Annotated in this window: 9 protein-coding genes and 1 pseudogene; 8 read left to right on the top strand and 2 right to left on the bottom strand. The window is 54.0% G+C overall.

Annotation, left to right across the window (positions count from 1 at the left end; translation table 11 throughout):
* Nucleotides 1-304 precede the first annotated feature (304 nt).
* From AAC060_RS11565 to AAC060_RS11530, 8 genes and pseudogenes are all read left to right on the top strand, one after another.
* Nucleotides 305-760: an MgtC/SapB family protein gene (locus AAC060_RS11565; RefSeq protein WP_339826314.1), complete on the top strand. Its 456-nt coding sequence runs from the start codon at nt 305-307 to the stop codon at nt 758-760.
* 175 nt (nt 761-935) lie between these two features.
* Entirely contained in the window at nt 936-2,129 is a 1,194-nt protein-coding gene (locus tag AAC060_RS11560; protein ID WP_339826312.1) for a cation:proton antiporter, read from the top strand.
* A gap of 216 nt (nt 2,130-2,345) precedes the next feature.
* The gene (locus AAC060_RS11555) at nt 2,346-3,512 is read left to right on the top strand and encodes a PepSY domain-containing protein (RefSeq protein ID WP_339826310.1); all 1,167 of its coding nucleotides are present in this window, start codon (nt 2,346-2,348) and stop codon (nt 3,510-3,512) included.
* Nucleotides 3,509-3,700 (top strand): hypothetical protein, encoded by a 192-nt coding sequence (locus AAC060_RS11550; RefSeq protein ID WP_339826308.1) that lies wholly within the window; start codon nt 3,509-3,511, stop codon nt 3,698-3,700. The genes AAC060_RS11555 and AAC060_RS11550 overlap by 4 nt, the downstream gene beginning before the upstream one ends.
* 33 nt (nt 3,701-3,733) lie before the next feature.
* The gene (locus tag AAC060_RS11545) at nt 3,734-5,929 is read left to right on the top strand and encodes a TonB-dependent receptor (protein ID WP_339826306.1); all 2,196 of its coding nucleotides are present in this window, start codon (nt 3,734-3,736) and stop codon (nt 5,927-5,929) included.
* Between the two features lie 225 nt (nt 5,930-6,154).
* Nucleotides 6,155-6,727: pseudogene (locus AAC060_RS11540) on the top strand (tyrosine-type recombinase/integrase).
* Between the two features lie 534 nt (nt 6,728-7,261).
* Nucleotides 7,262-9,070, top strand: coding sequence for an EAL domain-containing protein (locus tag AAC060_RS11535; protein WP_339826304.1), 1,809 nt, complete (start codon nt 7,262-7,264; stop codon nt 9,068-9,070).
* Nucleotides 9,071-9,531: 461 nt separating this feature from the next.
* Nucleotides 9,532-10,467 carry a diguanylate cyclase gene (locus AAC060_RS11530; protein WP_339826303.1) on the top strand — a complete coding sequence of 312 codons (936 nt, stop codon included), beginning with the start codon at nt 9,532-9,534 and terminating at the stop codon, nt 10,465-10,467.
* Between the two features lie 575 nt (nt 10,468-11,042).
* On the opposite strand, the gene AAC060_RS11525 is transcribed toward AAC060_RS11530, so the two are convergent.
* A complete protein-coding gene (locus tag AAC060_RS11525; protein ID WP_339826302.1) occupies nt 11,043-12,626 on the bottom strand; it encodes an FAD/NAD(P)-binding protein in 1,584 nt (527 codons plus the stop codon).
* Between the two features lie 188 nt (nt 12,627-12,814).
* Nucleotides 12,815-15,007, bottom strand: a complete 2,193-nt coding sequence (locus AAC060_RS11520) for a catalase (protein WP_339826300.1) — start codon at nt 15,005-15,007, stop codon at nt 12,815-12,817.
* Nucleotides 15,008-15,215 lie beyond the last annotated feature (208 nt).

Below are 15,215 nucleotides of genomic sequence, written 5' to 3'. Positions count from 1 at the left end.
GTTCGTTTGGCGAAAAGCTGCTTTAGCGTTCACGTTCGACGATCCTGAACCCGCTGCTTTCTTGAAAACCCAGCACGCAGAACCAACAATGTCAGTAGCTCAATCAATGCTTTGCCATCGATCGTCCACATATATTGGCACAAAATCCATAAGCTGAGTGTGAGACACAAATATTGGAACAAACATCTCTCGTGGGAACCTTTGCTATTTCAAAGCATTTTTGTTTTTAAGGGCATTTTTCGCCGGTCATTTTTTTGGGCAATTCCAAATATTGTCGGCGAGATTGAGTGTGAGACGAAAAGATATGGATACTGAAATGGGTCTCACAACGATTGCAATGCGTTTGATCCTAGCCTGCGTGCTCGGTGGGTTAATAGGTATAGAACGGGAGTTTAAGGACCGGCCTGCGGGTTTGAGAACTCATATTCTGACATCGCTTGCCGCTGCCCTATTTACGATTATGGCAATCGAGCTCAGCTTGACACTTGCAAACGACGAGCAGAATATTCAGGCAGATCCCATCAGAATAATCGAGGCGGTAACAGCAGGCGTCGCGTTTCTTGCCGCAGGAACGATCATTACCAAGCATGATGGGGTGTCTGGCCTGACCACCGGCGCCGGGATGTGGCTCGCAGGTGCGATCGGAATCGCAGTCGGCGCTGGTTATTATGCGATTGCCGCCATGACCACAGGGTTAGCACTCGTCATTTTCATTCTTTTGAATACGATCCTCTCGCTAATGCGAAGCCGAAATCGATAAGCCTCTTTTTGTGTTCTGATGTCAGAGCAAAGAAAAATGCCAACAAGGGACTGATCCAATTGACCATTTATTTGCGATGACAGGCGGCACCTCTGCTTCGGACCCGATGATGCAAATTGCTGCGGGTCAGGATGTGGTGGAATCATATCTGCCTCTATTGCTCGGTATCGGTATATTGATCATGATGGTCGCCTGGCTGCCATTGATCTTGAAAAGGATGCCATTGTCTCTCCCGATCATATGCGTGATATCGGGTATTGTTCTCTTTTCATTTCCACCATTCGAACAATATTCACCGCATCCAGTTGAGGCACCGATCATTATCGAAATGGCGACGGAACTCATTGTCATTATTTCCTTGATGGGAGCAGGATTGAAAATTTCGCGGCCGTTTAGTCTGGACGGCTGGAAAATACCTATCCGTCTTCTCGGCGTTGCGATGCCGCTCACAATTATTGCCGTAGCATTTCTGGGCGGTTATTATTTGGGTTTGCCCTTGCCAGCCGCCCTCCTGTTAGGTGCTTGCCTTGCTCCAACCGATCCTGTTCTTGCAAGCGATGTTCAAATCTTGTCCACTGAATCGGCCGATGAAGATGACGCGAGGTTTTCGCTGACTACCGAGGCAGGGCTCAATGATGCTCTCGCCTTTCCCTTTATACATCTGGCCATTGCCGCGAGCTTTGCTGGATTCGGATTAGACGTCTGGACTAGCTGGATATCGGACGATCTTTTACTTCGATTGTTCATCGGTTCGATCATCGGGATTTTGGCTGGAAAACTGATTGGCAAAATCATTTACGCTTTGCCCAAAACTACGCGGCTATCGCGGACCGGTGACGGATTTGTTGCTCTGGGCGTAACATTGATTGTCTATTCCGTGACTGAATTCGCCCATGGCTACGGTTTCCTTGCCGTGTTTCTAGCGGGGCTAATGCTTCGCAAGGCGTCAGATGGTCATGGTTTCAACAAGCGACTTCACGATTTTGCCGACGAGACCGAGCGGTTGCTGATGATGTTCATGCTGGTTTTCTTTGGCGGGATGATTTCCAAGGGCGGCTTATTCAGTGCACTGGGAACCGAGCTAATCGTCTTCGCGGTTCTTACGATACTAGTCATCAGACCGGTAATTGGTTGGTGCAGTTTGATGGGCTTGAGCAAGCCCTCTCTCGACAAGTTTACGATATCGTTCTTTGGCATCAGGGGGCTAGGATCGGCCTATTATCTTTCGTTCGCGTTAAACCACGGAAACTTCGGATCGGGAGATTTGCTCTGGGAAATCGTCGCACTCGTCATTTGTATTTCCATATTCGTGCACGGTATATTGGTTACTCCAGCAATGGCCCTGATGGAGCGCTCGCACCTCCGGTGACCAGAGAGAAGCTATGTCGGTGTGACACTTCGAATTGATCCACCTATTTTCCGGTTCAAATAGAGCTCTGCCGCGATAGCAGTGCCATATCACACCGTTAGCTGACCAATGAGCGTCAAAAAACAAAGTTGAATCATAGCCGGAATTTCATGCTTGCAACGGACGAGGTTGAGCGATAAAAGCTAATGATAATCGATTGCAACAAGGATTTTATATTTGACACAAAGAGCGATCCGGCTCTGGTTTCTGGTGCACAAATGGAGCAGCTTGGTCTGCACCATTTTCCTGCTGATGCTTTGCATTACCGGTCTGCCGCTGATATTTCATGACGAAATAGACCTGATGACAGAAGAGCAGCCAGAATTCGGCATGCCTGGGATCGGCTCGTCCAGCAATGCGGACGGCCTGCTTTCACTCGACCAAATGATGCGAAGCGCGCTGGCCAATCGTCCGGGCGAGGTGCCCGTATTCATGGCGTTCGATAACGACCAGCCGTCGATGACCGTCACGACAGCACCACGACCGGACTCGCCCGGAGCGGAAATGACCATCCAGTCCTTTGATCGTTCCACCGGCGAACAAATCGGTGTGACGGCGGACAGTGACGGGGGAATGATGCACTTTCTACTGCAGCTGCACACCGACATGTTCCTAGGCTTGCCGGGTATGTTGTTTCTTGCTGCGATCGGAATATTGTTCACCGCGGCCCTGATATCCGGTGTAGTGCTTTACGCGCCTTTCATGCGCAAACTCGAGTTCGGGACATTGCGCGTATCGCGCAGCCCCCGCCTCAAATGGCTCGACTATCACAATCTGCTGGGCATTGTCGCACTAGCCTGGATGCTGGTTGTCGGCCTGACTGGCGTGATCAATGCGCTGTCGACGCCGATCGAGGATATCTGGCAGGCAAACGAACTGGCCGACATGACCAGTGAATATACGGGGCGAGAGGCGCTGTCCCCGGCGCGCTACGGATCGCTGGACCGGGCCATGGCACAGGCCCGGACGGTGTTGCCGGGCAATAACCCGCAGTTCATTGCCTTTCCCGGCGGAGCTTTCAGTTCGAAACACCACTATGCCGTATTTTTTCAAGGTGACACGCCGTTGACGGAGCGACTGCTGACCCCCGCCTTGATCGATGCCGAAACCGGCCAGTTCACCGATGCAAGACCAATGCCATGGTATTATCAGGCGCTGTCGCTATCGCGTCCCCTGCACTTCGGCGATTATGGCGGATTTCCCCTCAAACTCCTGTGGGCGACGCTGACCCTGTTCACCATAGTGCTGCTGGGCAGCGGGCTCTATCTCTGGTTGGTGAAGAAAGAGCCTTCGTCGAGGGCGCACTTACGCCAGATTGAACAGCTGGCGGTCCCTGCAGAATGAACAAACGCCACAAGCGTGGCTTGCCGCTGCGCGTAATCTTTGCATGGCCGGCCGCGATCTTCGTGCTTGGATTTGTCGGGCTAGTGAGTGCCCTTACCGGGGACGGATGGCGTGACGGCCTGTCCTGGTTGGCGCTAGCGGCGCCGGTGGCGGCGCTCGCTTGGGCCATGCGTTCCCATGGGCGCTAAACATTAGAATTTGTATTTAAAGGGAAATCAAGAATGAACCACAAGCCTGCGCGCTCTGCGCTCCTGATCGCCACAAGCTTCACTCTACCCGCACTGGCGTTCCCTGCCTTTGCGCAAGAATCTCACGCTGACAAAGATATGATCATCGTCACCGCTCAACGTGAGAACCAGACTGGTGTGAGCCAGGGTGGCAGCGCCGGCGTGCTGGGCGACAAGTCTGCCGAAGACCTGCCGTTCAGCGTCCGCAGCTACAATTCGGCGTTGATCCTCAACCAGCAGCCGCAGACGCTTGGCCAGGTGCTCGAGAATGATCCGACAATCCGGACGACCACCGGCTTCGGCATCGCCGGTGAACTTTTTAACATTCGCGGTTTCACGCTTGGCGGCGACGATATCGGCTATGACGGGCTCTACGGCATCATGCCGCGCCAACTGGCGGCTCCCGAACTCTATGAATCGGTCGAGGTACTTAATGGCTCCAGCGCTTTCCTGAACGGTGCTGCACCGGGCGGCTCGGGGATTGGCGGTAGCGTCAATCTGATCCCCAAGCGCGCCAATGATCGTGACACGACCCGGGCGACCCTCGGCTATACGGCGTCCGAGCATGTTGGCGGCAGTTTCGATATCGGTCACCGACTGGGCGATGATGGAGAATGGGGAATCCGCGTCAACGGCGCCGTGCGGAGTGGCGATGTCTCGATTGATGACGAGTTCCGCAGCACCAATGTGCTGGGTGGGGCGGTCGACTATAATTCCGGACCGCTGCGCCTGTCACTGGATATCGCCTATCAGCGGATAAAGGTGGCGCATTTTCGCCCGAAATTGCGAGTGTCCGGCCTCGGGGTGATCCCTGACGAACCTGATGCCAGCACGAATTTCGGCCAACCGTGGCAATATACAACGTTGCGCGATGTCTTCGGCCAGTTCCGCGCCGAATATGATATTGCCGATAATGTAATGGTCTATGCCGCCTTCGGCGCGCGCGATGGATCGGAAGCGGGCGTCTACAGCACACCAACCCTGATTGATGCGACCACAGGCGATATCTCGGTCAGTAGCTCTTATATTCCGCGCACCGACAATAACGAGGCGGCCACGGCGGGATTGCGCGCCCGGTTCGAAACCGAGGGGATTTCAAACGAGATTAATTTCGGCGGTTCAATAAACTGGCTGGTAAACCGCAATGCCTATGAATTCTACACTGCTTCACCCGAACTCAACAATCTCTATGATCCGATCACAGTGACGCGCTCGTCCACAATATCCTTCGCCGGCGGCGATCTCGACGATCCGTTCCCGATTTCGCGCACGCGCCTGCGGAGCGCTTTTATTTCCGACACGGTCGGTTTCTGGGACGACAGAGTGATGTTTACCGCAGGCGTGCGCCTGCAGGAAATCCGTTCGAAATCCTACTCTGCCTTTACCGAGGCGTTGACCGGCGAATATAAGGAAGATGCCTGGACGCCGGTCTTTGGCCTTGTGGTAAAGCCTGTCGATGGCCTGTCGCTCTATGCCAATCGCATCGAATCGCTGGTGCAGGGCGGGAGCGCGCCGGTCAGCGGTGCCGACCCGAGCGGTGGCGCCGCGCTGCCGGTCAGCAATGCCGGTGAAGTCCTCTCCCCCTATGTGTCCGAACAATACGAGATCGGGGGCAAGCTTTCGCTTGATCCGGTGGATATGACGCTGGCCCTGTTCCAGATTGACCGCGAGACCGCCATTCTCCGTGTTGACCCTGCAGATTCGACAATGCTCGAATTCGGACCGTTTGGGATCCAGCGCAACCGCGGGATCGAGTTCACCCTCGCTGGGGAAATTAGAAAGGGTCTGCGCCTGATCGCGGGCGGCTCGGTGATCGACGCCAAATTGCGACAAACCCAAAACGGTATCAACGAAGGCAATGACGCGGTGGGGGTGCCCGAATTCCTGCTCAACGCAAATATCGAATGGGACGTGCCCTTTGCACCAGCGCTGACGCTGACCGGTCGCGTCGTGCACACTGGCAAACAGCCTGCCGATATCGCCAACACTTTGTTTCTCGATTCCTGGACCCGGTTTGATATCGGAGCGCGCTACGTAGCGCTGGTGGGCGATAATCCGCTTACCCTGCGTCTGAGCGTCGATAATGTGGCCAATGAGGCTTATTGGGCATCGGCCTTCGATTCCTTCCGGCCGGACCTGGCGCTGGGCACACCGCGCACCCTCAAGGCATCCGCGACGATTGATTTCTAATATGACTTTGACTCCCGCATCCTGTCCTGCGGGAGTCGCTGAACGATCTGCAGTTCAATTACCCGACCGTCCGTTTACGGCTCAGAGGCGGCCCTTGAAGCAGGTGCCTAGAGCGCTCGAGCCTACCCAAGATTGGACCTAAGAGCGCGGTATCTATGTGCTTATTAGAAGACTGGTGGCTTGCGCCGCCGATCTGCCAGAAACGGACAGTCCGCTACCGAGCCAATTGCCGTCGGTCCGAAGAAGCTTTTTACACAGAAGCAAATCTGGGCGATCAGCTTCTTTCTCGATCGCGAACAGAGATTATGAGACAGGGCGCTGTTCGATCTGGCGTTCGACAGTAACCTGAAAGGTTGTGACTTGGTCCAGCTTCAAATCGGCGATTTGGGCTCAGGGCCGAATATTGGAAATCGGGCGGCGATAACTCAACAAAAAGCCGGGTGACCGGTCCAGTTCGAAATTGCTCCGAATGCAACGGGAAGCTCGTTTGCTTGGCTGGAAAGGCGTGGCGGCTCGGTCGACAACTATGTCTTTCCAGGTCGGTTAGATCACACGCGACACCTCAGCATTCGGCAATATGCAAGGCCCGTTGATAAATGGGTTGCTGTAATCGGGCTTTGAAAGACGGAGTATAGGGCACTCACTCGCTGAGGCAAATCAAAGCGTCGATCATTTACAAAGGCGAGGGGCAACCGGCGAGTAATCCAAATCTTGCTCGGTCATATAAAGATCGAAAACACGGTGCGTTATTTGGGTGTCGACATTGATGACACTCTCACTCTGGTTGAAAAAGCATAGAGATGGTTATGCTCGGACACCAGCCACTTACGGACTGGTGTCCGTATTCGGGGAGTTCCCAGTCCGGCTGCTTTTATTTTCCATCTAATCACCGCGAACGATAGAACCGGGGTGGGAAACTGCCATTCACGATAAGCGATCTTGATGACCGGTTTTTTGTCGCGAGCGCCCATCCTTTTCGAGGCGATGGATCGGCCAGACCGGACCTTCGGCAGCCGATCCGATAATGCAAGTTTGTTCTCCCCAGATAGTTGCCGAAATCCAGTTCAGCCTATTTCGGTGAAAAGACAACCAAACCGTCCTCTGATTGGAAAACCGTCCTTACTGTCGGATCTATATTTATTCCACTTTAACTCTTGAGCTCCATTGCTGTATTTTCACAAAGAAATTGTGCAAAGCGAGGTGAGTTGAATGTGGTTCGAGTTGGCGAGGAAATATCAACGGAAAGCCAGCTCGCTAATACAAGGCGTTAGCGCCAATTCTTTCAACTGGATCGCCCTGAGGTTGTTCGCGACTTCAAGGGGCGCTTGAACGATGTTGAGCTCGATTGAACTCAAACAAATGTTGGACGCACTGCCGCTGCCGGTCTTCGTGAAGGCTGCCGACCATAGCTGGGTGTACGGCAACCAGGCATTCGCGGAGCTGATCAATCTGGACGATTTCATCGGGCGCGACGACACCAGTCTTTTCGACGAAGAGCAGATCGAAGTCTTCTGGCGAGAAGATGATCTGGTATTCAGCGGGCAGGCAAGCACGAGTTTCGAAGAAATCGGGGAAGGCACGTTCGCGCTGACGCGGAAATTTCCGATAGTGCTGGCAAACGGAAAGCCCGGCCTTATCGGGATGATTATCGAAGCCGTCGCAAGCCCGGAGGATATCAGGAAAGCGCGTACGGACCATAAGGCCGCCCAGGAAACGAACAATCTCTTGTTGTCGCAACTGCAGAGCAAGGCGGACGACCATGCGAAGCAATATGAAAAACGTCTGCGCGATCTCGAGCGGGAACGCGAGACGGCTCAAAGCCTTGCCCAGACCGATCCGCTGACAAAAGTCGGCAATCGCCTCAGCTTCCAGGCCGACCTGCAATTGCTGTCGAAACGCTATGACGAAAAGTCCAGCTCGTTCACGCTCGCCTATATCGACCTCGACGATTTCAAGCATATCAACGATACGTTCGGACACCGGATGGGCGACCGGGTGCTTTGCCAAGTCGCGGACCGGTTGAATTCGATCGGCAATATCTTCTCCGTCTCGCGGCTGGGTGGAGACGAGTTTGCGGTGCTGCTGGAGTGCGCCGGACAGACCAAACTGCAGGTCGAGGAAGAGATTCAGCAGATGGCGGACTTTGTCTTCCGGCCGATCACCGAATTCAAGCGGGAGGTCAATGCGTCCTGCTCGCTCGGCTTCACCCGCTACCCGTTTGACACAAAGAATCTCAGCGAGCTGAAACATTATGCCGACCTTGCCCTGATGAAGGCCAAGAAAGCCGGCAAGGGGAATGTCCGCCCCTTCGAGTCTTCGGACTATTCCGACGACGTGCGGCTGCGACAGCTGGAAAGCGGCCTGAGAACGATGATCGAGCAACGCCGGATGTCGGTTGCATATCAGCCGATTTTCGAAGCCCGCAAAGGCCTGATTCAGGGTGTAGAGGTGCTCGCCCGCTGGACCCATCCGGACCTCGGCCCGATCGCGCCGGACGAGTTCATCCTGATTGCCGGACGACTGGGCCTGCTGGTCCAGCTGGACCAGATCGTGCTCCGCCGCGCCTGCGCCGAGCTCTCCGGGTTCATTGCGGACGGGACCATCGAATATTTCTCGGTAAACGCCAGCCCCAGCGACGTCGCATCGCATGGATATGCAAAAAATGTTCTCGACATACTCGCGGAATATAACATCAATCCCGGTTCGGTCCTGATCGAGATTATCGAGACCGAGGTTATGGAAAAGTCGCAGGCCGCGCGCAACAATCTCGAAATATTGAGTGCCGCCGGGACCAAAATTGCCCTCGACGATTTCGGCAGCGGTTATGCGAATTACCGGACGTTGCTCGATCTTCCCGTCAATGTCCTTAAAGTAGATCGCTCACTGATCGGCACCATCAACGAAAAGCCGCACCTGATCGATTTCCTCGTTTCCATCATCCATATGGCCAGAGCGCTCGGCGCCAGAACCGTATGCGAGGGCATTGAAACCAAAGAGGAAAAGATACTCGCCGGGTCCCTCGGATTCGATGCATTGCAGGGATTTCTGCTCAGTAGGCCGATCAGCCTTGTCGCCCTGAAAAGAGTAATCCAGCTCCAAGAAGAGAATTGGGAGTTAATTGAGCGACAGTGTGCAGGATAGGCTGAGAGACTTGTCCGAAACAGCGGCTTGGGCGAGAACTCGCCGTTGCAGGCCGAACTCTACTTTCCAGCCAATTGTAGCCATTGTACATCGAGGAAATTGCATTCAAAGAACGGCCGCTTTTGAGCACTTCCCCAGATCCCCAAACCGCCCCAATTGGGAGGATTGCTGACTATCCGTTCATAGTTGATGATCGAGCACCTGCCGACATAGTAGGGCCAGTATGACGTGAGGGGCGCTTTGGGTAGTGGCATACGAGGACTGACTGCTTCAGCTCCGTTGATACCCAGTCTAGATAGTACAGGAGACGGGAAAGTCCTAACAGCATTTCTCGTGTCGATATAGTCCCACCTATCTGACGTTCATGGACCGAACTAAACGAAATCTTCACATTGGAGCGTTAAGCAACAACGCTTGTCCTGCTGAATTTTCGCTTCAGGCCACAACTAATGATGGAGCCAATGAACCAAATAAATTCGAGGAATTTCTATAAAGCAGAATTGGCAACTTTTGATAAACGGCTCGGGTCGTTGGACTTATTTGACCAAGCCGCGCCACTGGTGCCCATAGGCGCATGGTCATGCGACCTTATAAGTGAACGGCTTAACTGGACCGATGGCGTTTTTGACATTTTCGGATTGTCTAGTGACGACGCCTTAGATCGAGAAGCCGCAATCGGACTTTATTGCGAAGAATCTCGCGAATTGCTTGAGCACAAGCGGTCGCAGGCCATAGAGAATTGCGGTGGCTTCACATTAGACGCGAGAATCGTGCGGCCTGACGGAAACGAGCGTTGGATACGAATTACGGCAGCCACACGAGGATCGAACGGGCGAACCGAGATGCTTTTTGGCATGAAGCAAGATATAACAGATGATCGGCTGCAATGGGAACTTCTCCGAGCGCAAGCTGAATGCGACCCGCTCACTGGCGTTGCCAACAGGGCTCGCTTCCAACGCTTTTTAGACCAACCGAGTAATGGATCTGCATCGAATGACATCGACACGTTAATCCTATTTGACATCGATGATTTCAAGCAAATCAACGATCGTTGGGGTCACGCTGCTGGTGACGCATGTCTTGTCAACCTTGCGAATAATCTTCGCAAGGCGTTCGTCAACGCTCATCTGGTCTCGCGAATTGGCGGTGACGAATTTGCAGTTTTGCTGCCATCTTCGGTATCGCGCGCGCAGACGAAGGTTCAATTACAATCTCTCATTGCTAGTCTTCTCAGGCCAATACAGTGGAACGGTTGTTTGTTAACACTGAAAGTATCGGTTGGCTTCGCCTTCGTTTGCAAGGATGGCAAATATAACCCTCAAACATTGTTCGCCGCCGCCGATGAAGCTCTTTACTGCGCCAAGAATCGAAAAATATTTCCTACAGCCTGTCTATAACCGCCCGCTCCGCAGGGCGGGGGGCGAGTGGTTTTTCCATCGTCGTTTCTTACAGCCACTGCAATAGAACCAAAATCCTCACCTATTCTATGATGTTAATCTGTCTATCGATCGCTGACGGCGGGGCGGGGCGAGAATGAGCCAACTGCAAAACTCATACCGGATAACATTGTCTCGGAACGGTGGACATTGGGGTGAATGCTGCCAAAGCTTCGGCCACTGGTTCGGTGACCGCTTTCAAGCTGAATTCCTTAAAACCGGCCGGCCCGCTGTCGACCCAATTGCTGTCATTTCCATCGTTGGAGATTATGCTTGATAGGCACCATTTCTTGTGCCCATTAACTCAGGTTCGAACAGTAATAACACTTTGATATGCTGAACGGGCAGGTTTGGGGCCGTAAGTTGGCGGAAGATAAATCTTGGCAACTGCTTGTGATGACTTGAGTGCAAAGCTGCACAATAAGAATTGCCATCTGATCTATGGCGCGACGAAGAGTAACCCGTTTAGATTCTGTATGCACGTGCTCGAGCGTATGGCTGATGTAATTCCGACAAAATAACACTTCATTGATACGTCAGTGGTTGCGCGACCGATACAGTATATCGTCAGATACATGGCGTGCGATGCGCGAGCATTCCGCCAATCCCTGCGAGAATGGGTAGCGCTCCAAAAGTTGGGGCATTGCCATGCAGTAAATCCGGCTTGCACTTTCTCGCGCCAAGTCTAGCGTAAATGGCTGCAACACTGGTTCTGCGGGGTTGCGTAAAGCTTTGACCAGTGACGCAAATGGCAGATCCACCAAACTTGCGGGCGCTTGCCCGCGCGCATCCACGATGACATCAAAGCTCGCGGCACCGTCTTCAGTATCCACCGCGACGCCACCATCGTTCATTTGTGAAAACTCCGCTCCCTCTTCAGTTGCCACGAGATCAAGCACCCCGGCATCATAAAGCGCGGTGATGCGAGCAAGAGAGAGATGCGGCACGGCAGCGTAGCAATCGGCGAAGACCGGCATAAGGTGATCGAGAAAGCGCTGATAATCTGTTTCTGTCAGCTCCCGCAATATTTGATCAAACCGCTCGTGACCCCGCAGCAAGGCATAGCGATGGGGAACAGTCTCCTTGCGACGGATGGTCTCGTGCGATTCAGTCAGATCACGCTTCACCGCTCGTAATCCGCCTATTTCGCGTCGATGGGAGAAATAGGCAGGTGCGAACCCGTCCACGGTCCTCGCTGTCTCCGGCAAGCGGTCCAGATAGTCGGGGTCCGCCTCATCGAGTTCGTCACATAAAAGCGTGAAGACGCGGTCCAGCAGACCGTCAGGACCTTGGGCAATTTCAGTATCCATCGCTTCCTGTGTCAGGCAGACAAGCGGCTCATAGGGAAAGGGGTAATAGAAATCGCCCTGGGGCATGATCCCGATTCTCGACACCATGGTGATCCGCATCTTGCTTTCCATATCATCTGGCACCCAGCTGATCGTGCGACCGCTTTCGACGAATTGGCCGCGCGCATGACCAAGGGCGATTACTATGTCGATCGCCGACAGCGACGAGCCAAGCACGCCTATGTCATTCTGCTCCAGTCCGGTGATATTTGTATAGGGCCAGGGCGAGACCAGCTTCGCCCCGTCGATTTCGGGGACGTCGGGCCAGCTGTGACCCGAAGCAATTACGACTGCGTCAAATTGCAAGCTTTTGATAGACTGGCCGGATTCATATCGAACGGTCGCCATCGCGCCATCTGCCGCTTCAACATCGACGACGCGGCATTCCGTAAGGACCTCGATCTTGTGCCCGGCGTCGCGTGCGTTTTCGCACAATTCTGCAAATTGGGAATGGAGATATTCGCCGATCAGGACGCGCGGATAGAATGCGCGAGCGGTCAGGTCATGCGGCGACAATTCCCACTCGCCAAGCTCGCGCGCGGGACGGTCCTTGAGCCAGTCAATCAGCGGCCGCACAGGAGCGGGTATCTCGCGGCTAAAAGCGTTGCAGAGCATATAATCGGCATTCAGGGCAGGATCATATGGCATACCCATTCCCGCGCATGACGACGCTTCGAAAATAGTGATGGCAAGCGGTTCATCGCTAGAGGAGAGATATTTAAGCAGGTAAATTGCCATCGGGCCGCTACCCACGATACCGATTTTTCGCACGGCTTTCATCCTTTCAGTAACATGAAGTGCGACCAGCGCAGCGCTGCCCCACGGACAGTGCTGCGCCGAACAATAAAAAAGGCATTATACCAAATGCTGGACGGTATCACGCTCGCGACCAGTAACCCGAAGTCGACGAGGGCCGCGAGCCGATCATCCGGCCAGCATGAACAGTCGGCTATTCTTTATCACGCCAGGTCGCGAACATCGGGTTCACGATCAAAGAAGCGCACTGCTGCGTTGTTGGCGAACGCGGCGCCAGCATCTGAGACGCCGTCAGCGTCGGCCGGAACATGGCAATGATCGAGCAACAGCCGGGCACCGTCATCATGACCGATGGCCTTCAAATGCGCCCAGGCGTCGCAAACAAAATCGACGGCAGCACTGTCTGTCGTCAGCTTTTCCGCCGATTCCTTCGAGAGCACAAGAGCGACGGCATCCATCAGCACTGACGGCGTTCCGGCCAACTGGCCGTCCGCTTCAAGCGTGCCACCATTCACCTTGATCCCTCCGATCTTCGGTGCGATCAACATTGCGGTGCCTCCCTTGGCCTCGATAGACTTCTTGAGCGCGTCGATGGTCTTTTTGTCGGAACCTTCCGCAAACAGGATGCCGACCTGACGGCCTTGCAGGATATTCTTGGCGTTCTTCTGAATGGAGAGAGCATCCGATAGGCCGAGGTCTACCGGCTTGCGTGCGGGCTTGGTCGCTTTCGGCAAATCGATTGCCAGTCCTTCAGCGATCCGTTTAGCGAGATCCACATCTATGTTCCTTATCTGGGCGACCACACGCTCACGAACGTGGGACAGTGTGACTTTTGACAATTCAAAGACGATCGCGGAGGCGATATGCGCCCGTTCGTTATCAGTTTGGGAAAGATAGAACATGCGTGCCTGACTGAAATGGTCGGCGAAAAGTTCACCGCGTGCGCGCACTTTCTCGGTCGGGTCATTCCGCTCGGCATTCTCTCTGAACGAGCTGAAGCCGGTTTCCGGGCATTCACGAGGACCGCCGTCCTCACCCGCCTCGACCAAACTGTTTGGTTCATAATTGGCGCGTCCAGTGGGCACCATCGTCTGCATCAGGCCATCGCGCTGAAAATTATGCATCGGGCATTTTGGGGCATTGACCGGAATCTGGTGGAAGTTGGTTGTGCCAAGACGCGACTTTTGCGTGTCGAGATAGCTGAACAAGCGCCCCTGCAGCAGCGGATCATTCGAAAAGTCGATACCGGGAATGACATTTGTAGGCAGAAAGGCCGCCTGCTCGGTCTCGGCGAAGAAATTGTCCGGGTTTCGATTGAGTGTCATCTTGCCGATGATACGAACCGGTATTTCTTCTTCCGGTATCAACTTGGTAGCGTCGAGCACGTCATATGGCTGCTTGGCTGCCCATTGCTCGTCAAATGTCTGGATACCCAGTTCCCATTCGGGGAAGTCGCCCGCGTCAATTGCGTCGTGCAGATCACGGCGGTGATAATCGGGATCGGCGCCGGAAATCTTGACGGCCTCGTCCCACGTCGTGGATTGCATACCAAGCTTGGGCTTCCAGTGAAATTTGACGAAGGTTCCCTTGCCCTCTTCATTGACAAAACGGAAGGTGTGAACTCCGAAGCCCTCCATCATCCGAAAGCTTCTTGGCAGAGCGCGGTCGGACATGGCCCACATTATCATGTGCATGCTTTCCGGCATCAGGCTGATGAAATCCCAGAATGTATCATGGGCCGAAGCGGCTTGCGGATATCCCCGGTCGGCTTCGGGTTTCACTGCGTGCACAAGGTCCGGAAACTTGATTGCATCCTGAATGAAAAATGGTGCCATATTGTTGCCGACGAGATCCCAGTTTCCGGCTTCCGTATAGAATTTAACCGCAAATCCGCGAACGTCGCGCGGCGTGTCCTTAGAGCCCTTGGATCCGGCGACGGTCGAAAAACGGACGAACAGCGGGCAGCTATTCCCTTTCTTCTGGAAAAGCTCAGCCTTCGTCAGCTCGGGGATCGCTTCTGTTACCTCAAATACGCCATGCGCTCCGGAGCCGCGCGCGTGGACGATACGTTCGGGAATGCGTTCATGGTCAAAATGGAATATTTTTTCGCGAAGCACGAAATCTTCGAGCAGGCTGGGACCGCGCGCGCCGGCTTTGAGACTATTCTGGTTGTCGGAAATGCGATGCCCGAAATTGTCGGTCAGATGGGCAACGCCATCACTATGATCTGCATCCGGCTTTATCTGCTGATGAGTTTCACCGCCGGTGTCCCGCTGCTCTTCTGCATGGTCGACGCGACCGCTGCCGGGCTGGATTGCATGGAGTGTATTTTCGAGAGCAGGGCTGCTTGAACCTGTTGACTGGCTCGACTTGGACGGGGATTTGCTTTTGGTCATTTAATCACTCCTCAGAATGGTCGCGGATCATCGCGTTGCAAGGAAGCAACCACGCTTGTCGATTTCCGTTCCCAAAAAAATTACGGTGCCGGATAGAATTTTCTCCAAGCGATATGAGCCAGCGCGATTTTGAGTGGCGCCCTTCGAAAATTTCTTTTCTGCGATATGACCTTTTCTTTCACGCTCCCGATCAGGAGCGGAACGGAGA

The sequence above is a fragment of the uncultured Parasphingorhabdus sp. genome (genome assembly GCF_963975555.1).
In the GTDB taxonomy this organism is placed as follows: Bacteria; Pseudomonadota; Alphaproteobacteria; order Sphingomonadales; family Sphingomonadaceae; genus Parasphingorhabdus.
The sequence above is the reverse complement of the archived record's forward strand: the minus strand, read 5'-3'. Positions and strand labels throughout refer to the sequence as shown.